Source organism: Pseudoalteromonas sp. PAST1, assembly GCF_021532515.1.
GTDB lineage: Bacteria > Pseudomonadota > Gammaproteobacteria > Enterobacterales > Alteromonadaceae > Pseudoalteromonas > Pseudoalteromonas simplex.
Map to the genome: position 1 here is coordinate 154359 of NZ_JAKGBH010000001.1, position 17733 is coordinate 172091.

The 17733-nt window shown below is 41.6% G+C and carries 17 protein-coding genes; 7 read left to right on the forward strand and 10 right to left on the reverse strand.

Translation table 11 applies throughout. The annotated features are described in order from the left end of the window. Positions 1-117 precede the first annotated feature (117 nt). From acnA to L1272_RS00695, 3 genes are all read right to left on the reverse strand, one after another. Positions 118-2868 carry an aconitate hydratase AcnA gene (gene acnA, locus L1272_RS00685; RefSeq protein ID WP_199528586.1) on the reverse strand — a complete coding sequence of 917 codons (2751 nt, stop codon included), beginning with the start codon at positions 2866-2868 and terminating at the stop codon, positions 118-120. A 220-nt stretch (positions 2869-3088) separates the two neighbouring features. Next, entirely contained in the window at positions 3089-3508 is a 420-nt protein-coding gene (locus L1272_RS00690; protein WP_138618034.1) for a hypothetical protein, read from the reverse strand. A gap of 70 nt (positions 3509-3578) precedes the next feature. Beyond that, positions 3579-3953 carry an RNA-binding S4 domain-containing protein gene (locus tag L1272_RS00695; protein ID WP_138599152.1) on the reverse strand — a complete coding sequence of 125 codons (375 nt, stop codon included), beginning with the start codon at positions 3951-3953 and terminating at the stop codon, positions 3579-3581. Between the two features lie 235 nt (positions 3954-4188). Here L1272_RS00695 and L1272_RS00700 point away from each other — a divergent pair, with 235 nt between their 5' ends. Both L1272_RS00700 and L1272_RS00705 read left to right on the forward strand, forming a co-directional pair. Continuing rightward, the gene (locus tag L1272_RS00700; RefSeq protein WP_062566674.1) at positions 4189-4476 is read left to right on the forward strand and encodes a hypothetical protein; all 288 of its coding nucleotides are present in this window, start codon (positions 4189-4191) and stop codon (positions 4474-4476) included. Positions 4477-4533: 57 nt separating this feature from the next. Next, the gene (locus L1272_RS00705) at positions 4534-5196 is read left to right on the forward strand and encodes a hypothetical protein (RefSeq protein WP_199528584.1); all 663 of its coding nucleotides are present in this window, start codon (positions 4534-4536) and stop codon (positions 5194-5196) included. Here the strand turns inward: L1272_RS00705 and L1272_RS00710 are convergent. The 5 genes from L1272_RS00710 to glnA all read right to left on the reverse strand — a co-directional run bounded on the left by L1272_RS00710 (position 5193) and on the right by glnA (position 10292). Then, complete coding sequence (locus L1272_RS00710) at positions 5193-5651, reverse strand: cyclic nucleotide-binding domain-containing protein (RefSeq protein ID WP_138599054.1); 459 nt, start codon at positions 5649-5651, stop codon at positions 5193-5195. The two genes, L1272_RS00705 and L1272_RS00710, sit on opposite strands and share 4 nt — an antisense overlap. 24 nt (positions 5652-5675) lie before the next feature. Continuing rightward, positions 5676-7061: a nitrogen regulation protein NR(I) gene (gene ntrC, locus L1272_RS00715; RefSeq protein WP_054552388.1), complete on the reverse strand. Its 1386-nt coding sequence runs from the start codon at positions 7059-7061 to the stop codon at positions 5676-5678. 18 nt (positions 7062-7079) lie between these two features. Then, a complete protein-coding gene (gene glnL, locus L1272_RS00720; protein ID WP_054552389.1) occupies positions 7080-8150 on the reverse strand; it encodes a nitrogen regulation protein NR(II) in 1071 nt (356 codons plus the stop codon). Between the two features lie 80 nt (positions 8151-8230). Next, the gene (locus L1272_RS00725) at positions 8231-8752 is read right to left on the reverse strand and encodes a DUF4124 domain-containing protein (protein WP_235372566.1); all 522 of its coding nucleotides are present in this window, start codon (positions 8750-8752) and stop codon (positions 8231-8233) included. A gap of 133 nt (positions 8753-8885) precedes the next feature. After that, on the reverse strand, positions 8886-10292 hold the full coding sequence (glnA, locus tag L1272_RS00730; protein WP_054552391.1) for a glutamate--ammonia ligase: 1407 nt from the start codon (positions 10290-10292) through the stop codon (positions 8886-8888). 507 nt (positions 10293-10799) lie between these two features. Here glnA and typA point away from each other — a divergent pair. Both typA and L1272_RS00740 read left to right on the forward strand, forming a co-directional pair. Continuing rightward, positions 10800-12623 (forward strand): translational GTPase TypA, encoded by a 1824-nt coding sequence (typA, locus tag L1272_RS00735; protein WP_054552393.1) that lies wholly within the window; start codon positions 10800-10802, stop codon positions 12621-12623. A gap of 379 nt (positions 12624-13002) precedes the next feature. Further along, complete coding sequence (locus tag L1272_RS00740; RefSeq protein ID WP_054552394.1) at positions 13003-13428, forward strand: BLUF domain-containing protein; 426 nt, start codon at positions 13003-13005, stop codon at positions 13426-13428. 15 nt (positions 13429-13443) lie between these two features. On the opposite strand, the gene L1272_RS00745 is transcribed toward L1272_RS00740, so the two are convergent. Further along, entirely contained in the window at positions 13444-14535 is a 1092-nt protein-coding gene (locus L1272_RS00745; RefSeq protein ID WP_138602667.1) for an MBL fold metallo-hydrolase, read from the reverse strand. Between the two features lie 132 nt (positions 14536-14667). Next, positions 14668-15324 (reverse strand): DUF2959 domain-containing protein, encoded by a 657-nt coding sequence (locus L1272_RS00750; RefSeq protein WP_054552396.1) that lies wholly within the window; start codon positions 15322-15324, stop codon positions 14668-14670. Positions 15325-15410: 86 nt separating this feature from the next. Between L1272_RS00750 and L1272_RS00755 the strand changes: the two genes are divergently transcribed. From L1272_RS00755 to dtd, 3 genes are read left to right on the forward strand one after another with little or no spacing between them, the layout of a single operon-like run. After that, positions 15411-16283 carry a virulence factor BrkB family protein gene (locus L1272_RS00755; RefSeq protein ID WP_054552397.1) on the forward strand — a complete coding sequence of 291 codons (873 nt, stop codon included), beginning with the start codon at positions 15411-15413 and terminating at the stop codon, positions 16281-16283. Between the two features lie 25 nt (positions 16284-16308). After that, entirely contained in the window at positions 16309-17262 is a 954-nt protein-coding gene (locus L1272_RS00760; protein WP_235372567.1) for an alpha/beta fold hydrolase, read from the forward strand. After that, entirely contained in the window at positions 17250-17687 is a 438-nt protein-coding gene (dtd, locus tag L1272_RS00765; RefSeq protein ID WP_130167197.1) for a D-aminoacyl-tRNA deacylase, read from the forward strand. Before L1272_RS00760 ends, dtd begins: the two co-directional genes overlap by 13 nt. Positions 17688-17733: the final 46 nt, after the last annotated feature.

The window sequence follows — 17733 nt, forward strand, 5'->3', positions numbered from 1 at the left end:
CAGGTAGCGACAGGTTTAATCCCTCAAAATGATTAAGTATTATTGCGGATTGGTATTACTGGTGTTCTAAACAAAAAAGGGGCTGAAAATTCAGCCCCTTAGTTAACTTAAAAGCAATTACTGCTCAGCCAGCATATTACGCAGAACATACTGTAAAATACCGCCATGTTTGTAGTAGTCCCATTCTTTCGGGGTATCTATACGTACATCAACACTAAAGCTAATTTGTTTGCCTTCGCTGTTAGTGGCAATCACACTGACTTCATTGGTTTTGTCGTATAAGCCTTCAAAATCGAACGACTCTTGGCCGGTTAAACCGAGTGACTCATAGCTTTCACCTTCTTTAAATTGTAGGGGTAAAACACCCATACCAATCAGGTTTGAACGGTGAATACGCTCATAGCTTTGTGCAATAACGGCTTTAACACCAAGCAGAAGTGAACCTTTAGCAGCCCAGTCGCGTGATGAGCCTGTGCCATATTCCGCGCCCGCTAAAATAATCAGTGGCGTGCCATCTTGCTGATATTGCATCGCTGCATCATAAATGCTGGCGAGCTCATCGCTTGGTTGCATACGGGTCACACCACCTTCGGTACCCGGTGCTAATAGATTACGTAAACGCACATTAGCAAAGGTACCTCGCATCATTACTTCGTGGTTACCACGACGCGAACCGTACGAGTTAAATTGTGCTTTTTGCACACCGTGCTCTTGCAAGTAAAGACCTGCTGGGGCATCTGCTTTAATCGCACCTGCTGGCGAAATGTGGTCAGTGGTTACTGAGTCACCTAATTTTGCTAAACAGCGCGCACCACTAATGCTAGGAATGCCAGGAGGCTCAATCTCCATGCCATCAAAGAATGGCGCTTTTTTGATGTAGGTTGACGCATCATCCCAATCATAAAGTTTGCCATCAGGAATTTGAATTTTCTGCCAACGATCATCACCTTGATACACATTGCCATAGCTTGATGCGAACATTTCTTTGGTGACAGTTTCGCGCACGAGTTCGTTCACTTCACTAACACTTGGCCAAATATTTTTTAGATAAATGTCATTACCATTTGGGTCTTGCGCAAGCGGCTCATTGTAAACGTCGATATCTGTACGACCCGCAATTGCGTAAGCAACCACAAGGGGTGGTGAGGCTAAGAAGTTCATTTTCACATCTTGGTGAATACGGCCTTCAAAGTTACGGTTACCCGATAAAATAGAGCTTACAACCAGTTTATGTTTTTGAATTGCTTCACTGATTTCATCAGCTAAAGGCCCTGAGTTACCGATACAGGTTGTACAACCATAACCGACAAGGTTAAAGCCTAACGAATCTAAATCATCCATTAAGTCGGCTTTTTTCAAGTAATCAGTCACCACTTGTGAGCCAGGAGCAAGTGAGGTTTTAACCCATGGCTTAACCTTTAATCCTAATTGTTTGGCTTTTTTAGCCACTAGGCCAGCAGCTAAAATAACACTTGGGTTTGACGTGTTTGTACAACTTGTAATTGCAGCAATGACACAAGCACCATCATTAAGCTCAAACTCTTCGCCTTTAAAGTTAACCTTAGCTGCGCCCATAAACTGTGCTTCGTTTACTGGCTCATCAGGGTTAGTGGTTGGGCCCTCGTCTTCAATGCGCGCCTCTTGAACATCGCTTTTATCGCGATGTTGCATACGTTCTTCTTGAAAGCCTTTTAAATGCTCACCAATGATGCTACCTGCTTTATCAAGGGCAATTCTATCTTGCGGGCGCTTAGGTCCAGCAAGGCTTGGCACAACATCGTCAAGTGATAACTCTAGTGTGTCGGTATAATGAGCTTCATCGCCAGGGTTACGCCATAAACCTTGGTGCTTAGCATAGTCCTCGATGAGTTTAAGTTGTTTGTCATCGCGGTTAGTTAAACGTAGGTAGTTGATGGTTTCATCATCAATTGGGAAAATACCGCAGGTTGCACCATACTCAGGCGCCATGTTTGCAATAGTTGCACGGTCTGCAAGTGGTAAATCAGCTAGACCATCACCATAAAACTCAACAAATTTACCTACTACGCCATGCTTACGCAGCATTTCTGTCACGGTTAGTACAAGGTCGGTTGCGGTCGTACCTTCTGGCAGGCGACCATTGAGCTTAAAGCCAACGACCTGTGGAATAAGTAAGCTGATTGGTTGACCAAGCATTGCGGCCTCGGCTTCAATCCCACCGACACCCCAGCCTAGTACCCCAAGACCATTGATCATGGTGGTGTGCGAATCGGTTCCGACTAGGGTATCTGGGTAGGCGAGTGATTTACCATTTTTACTATCGTTAAATACCACGCGGGCTAAATATTCTAAATTTACTTGGTGTACGATGCCGGTTGCTGGTGGCACGACTTTCAAGTTATCGAAGGCAGTTTGCCCCCAGCGTAAAAATTCGTAACGCTCTTTGTTACGCTCATATTCAAGTTTTGCATTTAAGTCGAATGAATCATCTTCACCGTAGCCGTCAACTTGCACAGAGTGGTCAATAACAAGCTCGGCAGGCGACAGTGGATTAATTTTCGCAGGGTCGCCGCCAAGTTTTTCCATGGCATCACGCATCGCGGCTAAATCGACAATGGCGGGTACGCCGGTAAAATCTTGCATTACAACGCGAGCGGGCGTAAACGCGACTTCTGCTGATGGTTTCGCTTGTGGATCCCAGTTTAGTAAAGCATCGATATCTTGCTTTTTAATATTAACGCCATCTTCATTGCGCAACAGGTTTTCAAGTAAGATTTTTAGAGAGAATGGCAGACGTTTTGCTTTGTCGCCTAAACCTTGTAAAGAGTGAATATGATATTGCTCACCATTAATCGTAAGCTGCTTTTGGGTATCAAAACTGTTATTCATTATTTGCCCCTGTGGTTTGAGCAAGCAATTTGGCTTGCTTTGTTGTTTCCTTTTCGAAATAGACACAGTGTTATTGCAAACTTAATACCAGCTGAGAAATTCATCTAGCTGATGAAAAAATATGCTACCTAATATAGTTGCTGCTGATGTGATTTATTTCAAGGGAAGGGGGCAGATAAAAAGGGTAGTCACTTTAAACTACCCTCAGAAATAAGTGTTTTTAGTTAAGCCAGTTTTGTTGTTTACCTTTATGGCTAATAAACAATAATAGTAAACCAATAACGATCACGCACAATGGCATTGCTAATGCGCTAGTACCAAACATAGCAAGGCTATCTATCACCACAAAATTATAATATTGCTGGACTAATACGGCGATAAACGAGATTAAAAATAACTCGCGCGCAAGGGCTTTTTTTGTCAGTAATAAGATGCTCGCAAAACTTGCTGCAAACACGGCTATCGCAAAGGCAGCCGTTGACCAGAGCGGTATGTCGCGGTATGCGGCTTGTTGTGCTTCGGGGAGTTGGTTAATCATTTCGGGTGTGATCAACAGTTGCATTATAAATGCAATGACACCTAAAAGATTCCATACAAGGGCTGCCCAAGCAAGTGGCTTGAGCCAAGCTGGAGGATTCATAAATCACCTTTTATTGTTGTTATAATCGCATTCAATTAAAGGTGATTTATGCTAACTAAGCAAGCTCTAGTTAACCAAAAGAGATAGGGCGACGGCCGGTTTTTTCGTCTACTTTTGGTTTTTTAGTACGTTTACGCTTCGATTTTTTTGGCGCTTCTTCAGTGCTTTGTGGTTGTGCTTTTTGTACAGGTTCCGGTGGGCGAGGATTCGGTGTTGCATCTTCGCTTAAAGTAAGTTGGAACAACTCACCATCGAAAGCCAACACGTCACCACTGTATAATTTTTTCCGTTTTATTGTACAAATTTCATAGTTAACCCCAACATAACCTTCACCAATTAAGGCTTTTGCTTGGCCGCCTGTTTCGACTAGGTCGAGCACTTTTAACAAGTTGCATAACTCTATTGGCTCTTCTTCTAGTTCAATTTCGATGAAATCTTCGTTCATGTTGGTCTCTCTTAATTCAATCGCAGCCATTATAAAGCCTAGCACTCAATTGAACCAAGATTAAATTTTTAAGCTCTTCAGGCGGTTAAAATTTACAGCAATAAAAAATCTGACATTTTTATAAACAGTAAAAAAACTGCAGTATTTACTGGGTACACTGCGCGCGTTCGGAATTGGTGTACAAATTGCTAAATGCATGTCCGTTTCATTTTTTATTCGTTCAGGAGAAGTTGTAATGGGCGTAAGATCAGCGCTAAGAAAAGAGTTAATGGGTTTGCAAGATTCGTCATTGCTTGCTGCAGATGATGTGCGAGCTTTGTTAACGCAAACAATTAAATCTCAGCCTGAAAAGTCAGAACAAGGTTTTGCGTTAATTTCGCGTTTTAATGATAACCATAGCCAGTTAAGTTCAGGGGAAACAAATAAAGAAAAACTGCTTCAGCATCAAACTCACCGTTTATTTAAAGATATTTTATATACCCGTCAAAGTGTTAATAGTTGGCTAAAAAAACATCTTAATTAATTGATTTATTGTTTTTCTCACTTTAGACTACATTTGTAATCTAAAGTGAGAAAGAATATGAAAAGGATAATTTCGGCAGCCATATTTTTAATTTTGACTGGTTGTCAGCAAGCTACAGTCTACGTATACACAGAAAATCTTGATCAGTCGCAGTTGCAATCATTAGAGCAAGCATTAAATAAGCAAAGCTTACCCTATGAATACACTCAGCTCCCAGTGCCAAGAGAGTTTGCGGATGCAACCTTAATGTTATCGAGTGATAAAATCCTCACTCATGAAACTGAGCAACTTGCTGAAATTATGCAAGGATTGGGTTATGAAGTTGAAATCAAATACACCACAGATGCCAACCACTTTTACAATCATGGCAATATTGGCTTTTATTTAAAAGCTAAAAATACTACCACTAATTTTACTATGCCGGCTCGTGTACTCACCACAGGATGTGTTGAAGACAAGTATAATGATCTTGTTGTTACATTCAGTGATAAGCAAGCTCACTTTACTCTTGCTGGCGGTAGTAAAGTTACTCTTGATTGGGAATACTTATACGGCCACCTAGTCATTTATTATAAAAACTATTCGCAAAGTTACAGCCATTTAACGCCAGAAGTGAGTACCCCTTTTGGTATGAAACCATCAGACACCTACCGTTACACGGCTCGCGTTAATAGCCCAAGTTGGTTAAATTGCTCATTTCAAATTGTGTATATGGACTAGCTACGTGACTCAAGGTAAGTGCTTAACTTAGTAATACGTTCACTCATACCTTCGATTATGCGATCTTTAATTTTCTCGCGGATCACATTCGGCAAGCGGGTAAGTGCTTCAGGGGTGATAGCTAACAAAATGGTATCAACTTTTGCGCGCGCACTCGTACTGTGCTCGCGGTTATTGATAAAAGCACCTTCACCGATAAATTCGCCAGGCTCAATCGTGCCAAGTTCAAGAAGATGGCTTTGTTTGAATACCATCAGTGAGCCACTTAGCACAATATAAAGTCGTTTATCAGTATCGTATTGTTTGAAAACAGCGCGGCCTTGTTTGACCAAATACAAATGACTGAATGACTCTAATAACACTTGTCGTTCGCTTAATGTGAACTCTCTAAAAAATGGTAATCTGTTAATAATTTCCATTTGTTTAATTAGTGGAATGTGCTCGATTAAATTCATTGACTCACATTGGGTTGCGCGAAATTAGCTAATATTGCGCTCTTTTAGCTTGCGGGTCAATGTATTACGACCCCAGCCGATCTTCACTGCGGCTTCTTGCTTGTGCCCAGCGCAGTTGGCAAGAGCAGTTTTAATCAAGCGAGTCTCGAGTTGTGCTTGAATGGCAGGCCAAATATTCTCTTTACCTTGTTTAAGTTCAAGGTTAAGCCATTGTTGAAATGCATCTAGCCAGTCGCCTTCTTGCTCGATTGGTGTAACTGCGACGATTTCAGGTGGTAAATCTTGTTCACTAATAAGTTCACCCGGCGCCATAACGGTTAACCAACGGCAGGTGTTTTCTAATTGGCGCACGTTACCTGGCCAGTTAAATAGGCGTAGTTGCTCAGTGGCTTTTGGGCTTAAAATTTTGCTGTCAACTTGCAGCTCTTTGGCACTTTTATGTAAAAAGTGTTGTGCTAGTCGTTCAATATCTTCCGTACGCTCACGCAGCGCGGGTAAGCGTAAACGCACTACGTTTAAGCGGTGGAATAAGTCGTCACGAAACTTACCTTGTTTTACCAAGTCTTCGAGGTTTTGGTGCGTTGCAGCAATAATACGTACATCAACTTTAATACTTTGATGGCCGCCCACTCGGTAAAACTCACCATCGGCTAACACGCGTAATAAACGTGTTTGAACGTCGAGTGGCATATCACCAATTTCATCTAAAAATAAGGTGCCGCCATTCGCTTGTTCAAAACGGCCTTTACGAATGCTGTCGGCTCCAGTAAATGCGCCTTTTTCGTGGCCAAATAACTCTGACTCAACTAATTCTTTAGGAATGGCAGCCATATTCAGAGCTATAAATTGGTTTTCTTTGCGTGGGCTGTGGTTATGCAGGGCGCTTGCAACTAGCTCTTTACCTGTCCCTGACTCACCATTAATCAGCACGCTCATACTTGATGCTGATAATTTACCGATCGCGCGAAACACCTCTTGCATTGCAGGTGCTTCACCGATGATATGCGCATTGGTTTGTGGTGCTTGTTTGCGTTTAGTTTTCTTCGTTGAGTTAGCGCGACATGCGCTTTCTACCAGTGCCACGGCTTCGTCTAAGTCAAACGGTTTGGCGAGGTACTCAAACGCCCCTTTTTGGAAGGCATTTACCGCCGAATCTAAATCCGAGTGAGCTGTCATGATAATAACAGGTAAGCCAGGATTTTGCTCGGCAATTGTTTCGAGTAACGCCATACCGTCCATGCCAGGCATACGCACATCAGATACCAATACCGTGGGCTGGCTAAACTTTAATGCGTTAAGCACATCTTGTGCGTTTGCATAGCTTTCAGTGTCAAATCCTGCACGTGCCAACGCTTTTTCCAATACAAAGCGAATTGAGGCATCATCATCAACTAACCAGACTGTTTTCATGACTACTCCAAAAAACCATTAATCCGTAAAAGGCAAATAGATATTAAATTCTGTATGGCCTGGCCAACTGTCACAATCAATGTGGCCGTCATGTTGGTCAACCAAGGTTTGCGCTATCGATAAACCAAGCCCTGATCCATTTTCTTTGTTGGTGATCATTGGGTAGAACAAGGTTTCACGTAAGCTCTTGTCTATACCTGGGCCGTTATCCGAAATTTGGATCAGCAAGGTTTTTTTTGGTGCCTTACCCGGGCGCCTGTGTTGATGATTGATGCGAGTTTTTATCCTTATCTCGCCACCATCAACAAGTGCCTGTTGTGCATTACGAATAATGTTCAGTACCACTTGCTGAATTTTACTCTGATCTATGTATACACTCGGTATACTTGGATCATAGTCTTTCACTAAAGTGATATTGGCATTGTTGTCTAACATGCTCAGTTTAATCACCGACTCTAACGCTTGGTGAATATTGCCATGGGATTTGTGTGGCAGTTGATTCGGACCAAGTAAACGGTCGACAAGCTCGCGTAAACGGTCTGCTTGTTCAATGATTAATTCGGCACATTGATCACGTTCTTGCTGATCAACCTCATACTGCAATAATTGCGCCGCTCCGCGAATTCCACCTAAAGGATTTTTAATTTCATGTGCTAAACCACGAATAAGGTTACGGGCAGCTTGATATTGATGCATTTGATTCGAAGCTTGGTCATGGCGAATTTCATCATCCATTTGGCGGCATTCGAACAGGATATAATTTTCATCGTTGCTACTTATTCGGCGTGTACTAATAGTTAACTTGGCATGGCGAGAATCGACGAACACCACGTCAGCTCTATGTTGGTGGCAATCGACACCGTCAAACAACGAATACTGAGCAATACGTTTTAAATCTATCGAGTGGTAGTTAAATAGGTTGTCGAACGGTTGGTTGATGATACGTTTTGGGCCTAAACCTAAAAGCTCACTGGCGCTATCGTTTGCGTAAACCAGTTTAAAATCATGATCGAGTAAAATAACAGCAGTACTTAAATTTTTCCAAATACTGTCGAGTAATTGAGAATTAAAATGTAAATCTCTGAGCATGGTTGCACCATTTTAGTGCGTTTCAATTTAGTGCAGCTTAGCATACTCTTTTTGCTTTGCGAGACATCATGTCGAAAATTCTAATTTCCGTTATTAATTGAAGTTCTGTGCATGAAAAAAGTGCTGACTGGGCTAACTGAAACGAGTTTATTATTTGCATCAAAAAGTTTCGCTTGTAATGTGTGTTCGCCTCGAAAGACCTCTCTTAGAGCAAAGGTCGTGCTATTACTTGGTGCGCCATGAGGTGAACCATCAACGAGTAATTGAACTTTGAAACCAGTTTCAAAACGGGGGCTGATTCGTGTAGTAACATAAACAGAACCTGTATTTTCTCTCACAGTTTCTTCATTTGCGGGGGCTGCAATTGACACTTTAAAGTTAACAGGGACTGCACTTGGAGCAGTATCAAGAATACTGGTATCAGCTGCAGGCATTGTAAGGTTTTGGGTATTTAACTTGACCTCAGTAGCACCGGGGCGAGGAGTATCAGAAAATACTAATACACCATTCTCATCTTTCCAAGAATAGACTTTTTGTGCTGCTGTATAACCAAAAAAGCTTGCAAATAATAACGATAATACCAATAAGGTTGTGCTTTTCACCCTGCGACCCTGCATTTTTTCACTTAACTAAAACTGTAGAGTAGAACCCGCTCAATTACCATTAAAAAAGCCCGCAGAGCGGGCTTGAGAACACACATTTATTATCTTTTAGATAATTCTGATACAGCGTGTATTACACGCTGTAGTACATTTCGAACTCAACTGGGTGAGTTGTCATGTTAAGTTTTTCAACTTCTTGGCTCTTAAGCGCGATGTATGCATCGATTAGGTCATCAGTGAATACGCCACCTTGAGTTAAGAACTCACGGTCTGCGTCTAATGATGCAAGTGCTTCTTGTAAAGAAGATGCAACTTGTGGGATCTCAGCTGCTTCTTCAGCAGGTAGATCGTATAAATCTTTGTCCATTGCATCGCCAGGGTGGATCTTGTTCTTGATACCGTCTAGGCCAGCCATAAGCATTGCAGAGAATGCTAAGTATGGGTTAGCTGTTGGATCAGGGAAACGTACTTCGATACGACGTGCTTTTGCAGACGGTACCACTGGGATACGGATTGAAGCAGAACGGTTACGTGCAGAGTATGCAAGCATTACAGGAGCTTCGAAGCCTGGTACTAAACGCTTGTATGAGTTCGTTGACGCGTTAGCGAATGCGTTGATTGCTTTAGCGTGCTTGATGATACCACCGATGTAGTAAAGTGCCTCTTCAGAAAGACCTGCGTATTTGTCACCAGCGAAGATGTTTACGCCATCTTTACCTAGAGATTGGTGACAGTGCATACCAGAACCGTTATCACCTACGATTGGTTTAGGCATGAATGTCGCTGTTTTTCCGTATAAGTGAGCCATGTTATGGATAACATATTTCATCTCTTGGATTTCGTCAGCTTTTAATACCATTGTATTGAAGCGAGTTGCGATCTCATTTTGACCTGCAGTTGCTACTTCGTGGTGGTGAGCTTCTACTACTTGACCTAGTTCTTCAAGAACTAAACAAGTTGCTGAACGCCAGTCATGTGATGAATCAACAGGTGAACACGGGAAGTAACCGCCTTTAACACCTGGACGGTGACCCATGTTGCCGCCTTCATAATCTTTATCTGAGTTCCAAGCTGCTTCTACAGAATCGATTTTGTACATAGAACCAGACATGTCTGATTTGTATTTAACGTCATCAAAAAGGAAGAATTCTGGCTCTGGACCGAATAATACAGTGTCAGCAATACCAGTAGAGCGCATGTACTCTTCAGCGCGTTTTGCAACAGAACGTGGATCACGCTCGTAACCTTGAAGTGTTGAAGGCTCAACGACGTCACAACGTACGATTAGTGTAGCTTCTTCAGAAAACGGGTCCATTTTCGCAGACTCAGGAACAGGCATAAGTACCATGTCTGATTCGTTGATACCTTTCCAGCCAGCAATTGAAGAACCGTCAAACATTTTGCCGTCTTCGAAGAAATCTTCATCAATTTGATGATGAGGAATAGAAACATGCTGTTCTTTACCTTTGGTATCAGTAAAGCGTAAATCAATGAACTTAACGTCATTTTCTTTGATAAAATCTAAAACCGATTGTGACATGTGTCCTCCAATTGTTGGGTTTTATTTTTGCTGCATTATTGCTTTTCGCTTATATAAGCTGGTTTCGTGCCATGTTTTTAACACCTTGTTTAGGCTTGTAAAAAGTGAACAGGACTTCGTTTTGTTAACTTTTGTTGCACTAAGTTGGTGCGTAAAAAGATCATTCTGGTGCGTAAAAAGTGCGACCTTGTTTTGCACAATTATTGAGCGTGCCAATTTTTCGGTTATGAACACTATTTAGTGCCAAAATATGGTTCAAAAACTAAAATTTCGCCAGTATTGAGCTCAGATTCACTTTAATTTTCATAAATTTGTCATTTATAAAACAGATACTTATAAAAAGCCTGAAGAAAGTTTATAAATTTATATTGGATAAACTTTCATCCATGCCATTATTAAGGGATAATATGCGCCCTTTTAAATCCTATGCTGGGACATCTGGTGAAAACGCAGGTGACTGCGTAGATCTTGCAGGATCAATGAGATTCAATTTCTCTGAGAAAAAATATGAGCATCGAAAAGTTAAGAAATATAGCGATTATCGCCCACGTTGACCACGGTAAAACAACTTTGGTTGATAAACTGCTTGAGCAATCAGGCACATTAGAAACGCGCGGCGGTAACGAAGAGCGCGTAATGGACTCAAACGACATTGAGAAAGAACGTGGTATTACCATTTTAGCTAAGAACACAGCTATCTCTTGGAACGACTACCATATCAATATCGTAGACACCCCAGGACACGCCGACTTCGGTGGTGAAGTAGAACGCGTACTTTCGATGGCTGACTCAGTATTACTACTTGTTGATGCTCAAGAAGGTCCAATGCCGCAAACGCGTTTCGTAACGCAAAAAGCATTCGCACAAGGTTTAACGCCGATTGTTGTTATCAACAAAATCGACAAACCAGGCGCACGTCCTGACTGGGTTATGGACCAAGTTTTCGATTTATTCGATAACCTAGGTGCAACTGACGAACAGTTAGACTTTAAAGTAATCTATGCATCAGCTATCAACGGCTGGGCAACAATGGATTTAGACGAGCCATCAGATAACATGGAACCAATGTTCCAGATGATCGTTGACGAAGTATCTCCACCGGATGCAGATCCTGAAGGTGCTTTCCAAATGCAAATTTCTCAGCTTGACTACAACTCATACATCGGTGTTATCGGTGTAGGTCGTATCAAGCGTGGTACTGTTCGTCCTAACCAACAGGTTACTGTTGTAAGCGCAGACGGTACTAAGCGTAACGGTAAAGTTGGCCAAGTAATGAGCTACTTAGGTCTTGAGCGTCATGAAGCAGAATCTGCAGGCGCAGGTGACATCATTGCAATCACTGGTCTTGGTGAGCTGAAAATCTCAGACACTATCTGTGATGTAAACACCGTTGAAGCATTACCACCACTAAGCGTTGATGAGCCTACAGTAACAATGACGTTCTCTGTAAACACATCACCATTTGCTGGTAAAGAAGGTAAATTCGTAACGTCACGTAACATTCTTGAGCGTTTACAAGCTGAGCTTGTTCACAACGTTGCATTACGTGTTGAAGAAACTGACAACCCAGATAGCTTCCGTGTTTCTGGTCGTGGTGAGTTACACTTAGGTATCTTAATCGAGAACATGCGTCGTGAAGGTTACGAGCTTGCGGTATCTCGTCCACAAGTAATCCTTCGTGAAGTTGATGGTCAAAAAGAAGAGCCATACGAAACACTTACAATCGACTGTCAAGAAGAGCACCAAGGTTCTATCATGGAACAAATTGGTCTTCGTAAGGGTGAACTAACAGACATGTCTCCAGATGGTAAAGGCCGTGTACGTATGGACTTTATGATCCCAAGCCGTGGCTTAATTGGTTTCCAAACTGAATTCATGACATTAACGTCTGGTTCTGGTCTTCTTTACCACACATTTGATCACTACGGTCCACATAAAGGCGGTACTATCGGTGCTCGTAAGAATGGTGTAATGATTGCAAACGCAACTGGTAAAGCACTTACTAACGCATTATTCAACTTACAAGACCGTGGTAAGTTATTCATCGGTCACGGTGTTGAAGTTTACGAAGGTATGGTTATCGGTATCCACAGCCGTGACAACGACCTAACTGTAAACGCGCTTAAAGGTAAGCAACTTACAAACGTTCGTGCATCGGGTACAGATGAAGCACAAACGCTTGTTCCACCACTAAACTACACGCTTGAACAAGCGATTGAGTTCATCGATGATGACGAGTTAGTGGAAGTAACACCTGAGAACATCCGTATTCGTAAGCGTCACTTAACTGAAAGTGAGCGTAAGCGTGCGAGCCGTGCAGCTAAAGACTAATAACGTCTTTTAGTTTTGCAAAATAGAAGCCGCCGTATTGAAAAATACGGCGGTTTTTTGTTGTAATGATTAGCCGTCAGCCGTAAAAAATCGAGAAGTTAGATTTCAGAAGTCAGATATCAGTTGATCGAGAGGGTGGTTTTATTTTTTATGTAATTACACAAACAATCTTGTTGTTGAGGAATGTATTTTACTTTGTTCTAACCACTAACCACTAACCACTAACCACTAACCACTAACCACTAACCACTAACCACTAACCACTAACCACTAACCACTAACCACTAACCACTAACCACTAACCACTAATCACTAACCACTTTTTACTAACTCCCCCATCTGTACTATCTTTTCTAAATCCAACTTGCAGGAGAGTAAGATGTATTTAGTTAGACTGATTTATACAAGTGAAATTAGCGATGGGTTTGGGCCTAATGATATTGAGGATATTCTCGAAAAGGCGAAAAAGAAAAATGCTGAATGTAATGTAACAGGGCTACTTTGTTTTAATAGTACTCATTTTATGCAGTGTCTTGAAGGATCGCGAAAAGCAGTGAATGCAACGTATCATCGTATTTTGAATGATAAAAGGCATCGCAACATTATCATGCTGAACTATTGCGAAATTGCAGAGCGGGAATTCGAAAAATGGTCGATGGGGTACATACCATATTCAAAACTAACAACGCCATTAAATATTAAATACTCAGGTACTAGCGATTTTAATCCATTAGCAATGTCAGCAGGAAGTGCTCACAAATTGATGCTTGCTTTGCGAGACTCCATGCTGGATAAAGTTATTTAATATTAGCCCGTACCTTTAAAGCGAGATTTGCTCTCCTTCGTTCATTATATAAACCGGAACTTGGCTGTTCATCTGCTTTTGCATATTTAACAACCTAAGTAATGCCGAATGACTTGAATGGTCACCCATTTGCCAGCTTGAGTTGCCGTAACCCCATGGGATCATCACTTTACAGCTTAACTCTTCTGCCGCGTTTAATGCATCTTCAGGTGTAGTATGAACATAACGATACCACTTACCATCTTCTTCATGGTAGTAGGAAGCAATTGGCATTAAGCACACATCAATCTCGCCGTATTTTTGCTTAATATCTTGAAAGTGTTTTGAGTAACCGGTATCACCAGCAAAAAACAAGGTCTTACCATTTTGCTCAAGTAGCCAACCATTCCATAAGTCTTTATTGTGGTCGTCGTAAATAAAGGGAACCATAATGCGACTACTAAAGTGATGGGCCGGCACCGAATGAATCGTTAGGTCATTAATTTGTGTACTTGCATACCACGCCATCTCTGAAATATTAAAGCCACCAGTCGGAAAATTATCTGCAAAGCCTAGTGGCACTAAATAGCGGGGAGCATTACCAATTTCTTCGATATCTGCTTTATTAAAATGGTCATAGTGAATGTGTGAGTACATTACCGCGTTTAAACCTTCGAGCTCTGATTTAGTAGGCCAAAATCCGGGCTTACGATAACTGCCACCAGCAAGTTTAAAGGCCAAGTCTACGGGTGAGTCAAACTGATCTTTAACAGGGTCAAACAACAGTTGTTCACCATTTGGTGATTGAATATAAAAGCCTGCATGACCTAACCAACGGACTATAAACCCTGTATTTGTTGCTGGAACTATTTGTTCTGCTTGATATTGGCACTGAGAATTGCTGTCATCACATATAAGTAGCTCTGATGGTTCATAGCAATTGTCTGTACAGGTTGTTGGGTATTCTTTATCACCCGGATAAAGGTTGTGGTAGCGACCTTCGAAATCTCCTTCAGTTTTTAATGGGGTTATAGTGCCTTCACCGGCAATAACATTCACTGTATTTGAGTTGCTACATGCGCTTATAAGTGCTGCTGCAATAAGTGTTGAGAGTGTTTTTAAATGCATACTATGCTTACTTTTTATTCTTTGCCGTGAGTTTAGCAAAATAAAAATTAAGATAAATCATTAAAAAGTAACAAGAGGTTACACAAAAAAGCCTACGTTTAAGTAGGCTTTGATATTAATAGCTTGAGCTGATTAGCCCGCTTTATTCATTTGCTCAATGAACTTATTCGAGTCTTCAATTGATTTGTTCATATCGTCCATTAACACTTTAATATCGCGTTTAAGATTTGTGAACTCACCTTTGATAGCTGTAACAGCCTGTGCGTTTAGGTTATGTTTTAAGTACAAAACGTTGTCATGTAAAGATGATAACACGGGTTCCATTTTGCTTTCTGCACTGCGCATTGAGCGAAGCAGTTGATCAAATTGGCGCTTAGTTGCGTTGAGCTTTTTGCTGCTTTCACGTTTTAGTGAGGCGCTTTTGTATTGCTCTAGCTCGTCGGCCCATTCATCAAACAGTGCCTCAGCTACATCTTCTACTTTATTGATATTGTTTGTAACGTCGTTCGCTGCAGCTAAGCTCGACTCGTAATCATCATTCAGTTGATTGTAGGCATCTTGTAGCTCACCACCATCAAAGTTGATCAGCGTGGTTAATCTGTCTAGTGCTGATTGAAACTCTTCTTGTGACTCTTGCTGTGCTTCTTTTGTTTCTTCTACGCGGTCCACTAAAATGTCGCGTTTATGTACACCGACAGACTCCATGGCTGAGTAATAAGCTGACTGGCAGCCCGATAATGCCATTGTAACTGCAAATAGTGGTGCACTTAAAAGTGTCAGTTTTTTCATTGAGAATCCTTTTTAGGTACCTGTCATTTCAAATTATGTGGTGGATTGCTATGATTATCAAAACATTTTAGCAGAAATTAGATTCTATGGACGAGAAGCTCAGTCGGTATAAGCTGCAAATAAGCATTTTCTTAAAACAACAACCTGCTTGGTGGATGCAGTATCTCAATCGTTGTATTGACGATCAAATCACAGTCAATGCGGGTTATTTGGCTTATGTAACCTTATTATCAATCGTGCCTTTAGTGGCGGTTGGTGTGGCTATTTTTTCTGCTTTTCCAGGATTCGAAAGCACGTTAGTGACCATAGAAAACTTCTTGTTTACTAATCTTGTGCCGACCTCTACAGATGTAATTAAAGAGCATATCAGCGCTTTTGCCGGTAATGCGAATAAAATGACTGCCGTTGGTGTGGGTTTTTTAGCGGCGGTATCTTTGTTACTTATTCGCAATGTCGATGCTACATTAAATCGAATTTGGCGTATTAAGAAAAAGCGTCCAATGATGATTTCGTTTGCCGTTTATTGGATGGTGCTTAGTCTAGGCCCTGTATTATTAGGGGCTAGTATTGGTGTTACTTCATACATCGTGTCGTTAGTGTCGTTTGCCGATCAAGGTATCCCCGGCTTTAGCGGCTTTTTATTGAAGTTATTACCTTACATAATTTCAATGATTGGCTTCATTATGCTCTATACTTTAGTTCCTAACACACGAGTTCCATTTAGAGCGGCAATTCCGGGCGCTTTGTTTGCAGCTATGTTGTTTGAGCTGACAAAAAAAGGCTTTGCTTTGTACATCAGCCACTTCCCATCATACGAAGTTATTTATGGGGCGTTGGCGACAATCCCTATTTTATTTGTATGGGTGTATTTGTCGTGGATTGTCGTATTACTCGGTGCAGAATTTACTGTATGTATCAGCCCTGAGAATATCGAGGACACGCCTGATATAGAGGTTTAAATTCACTGCACCTAAGGAGAGCGAGGTGCAGTTACATCCACAATATGTTGCCAACCGTGATTATCACTTAAGTGTTGGCGATGGTCATCAAATCCATGTGCAAGAATATGGTGCGTCTACAGGGATTGCTGTGGTGTTATGCCATGGCGGTCCTGGTGCGGGTCTATGCCCTGAAAATTGCCGCTTTTTCGACTTAGAACGTTTTCGAGTGATCATGTTCAGTCAGCGCGGTTGCGGTCACTCAACACCCCATGATAGTTCAACCAATACCACCTCAGAATTAGTTGCCGATCTCGAGTATTTACGCCAGCAACTGGGTATTGAAAAGTGGCTGGTGTGTGGTGAGTCATGGGGTGCCACTTTGGCACTTGTCTATGCTATTCATCACCAAGAGCATGTTGCAGGGCTTATTTTACGGGCTAGCTTTTTAGCATGTAACAGTGACTTCGAGTGGCTTTACACAACAAAAGGAGCCGGCGCGCATTTTTACCCTGAGTGCTTTAATGAATTTGCACATGATTACACTGATTGGCACGCCTTACTCGACTTTTATCAGCAGCAACTAAACAATGATGATCAAATTAAAGCCAGTAAATTTGCCAAGTTATGGTGTCATTGGGAGCAGGTGCTATGTCATGGTGAGCCTTTGACAAACTGGAGTTTACAGGAGCCCCATGTCGGGTTAAATCAAGCAAAGTTAATGGTGCATTACTTTCGTCATCACTGTTTCATTGAAGAAGGCTTTATCGCAGAAAATGCACATTTACTGACTCATTTACCGATTTGGTTTATTCATGGCCGCGCCGATTTGATCTGTCGATATAGTGCCGTACAGCAGCTTGCTGAACAGTTAAATGCACAATTATTGATTTTAGATGGCATTGGGCACAGCAGCGATAATCAGGTATACTTGGCGGCAATGCGACGTGCCGCAGATTTAATGTATATCAAGTTATCGAGGGATCAATGCAAGGCTTAATTCAAAGAGTAAAACAAGCAAAAGTAGAAGTGGCAGGCGAAGTAGTGGGTGAAATTTCACAAGGTATTTTGCTGCTATTAGGTGTTGAAAAACAGGATACCGAGCAAAGCGCCCAGAAGCTTTTACACAAAGTCAGCAATTACCGCATTTTTACCGATGAACAAGGAAAGATGAACTTAAGTTTGAATGATATCAAAGGTGAGCTTTTAGTGGTTTCGCAGTTTACCTTAGCAGCCGACACTAAAAAGGGTATGCGTCCAAGCTTTTCAAGTGCTGGCACGCCAGAGCAAGCCAATACGCTCTATGAGTATTTTATTGCAGAGGCTAAAAAAGCAGGCTTAACAGTGGCTACAGGGCAATTTGGTGCTGATATGCAAGTAAGCCTATGTAACGATGGTCCAGTTACTTTTAATTTATCTGTGTAATACCAACCCGCAATAATACTTAATCATTTTGAGGGATTAAACCTGT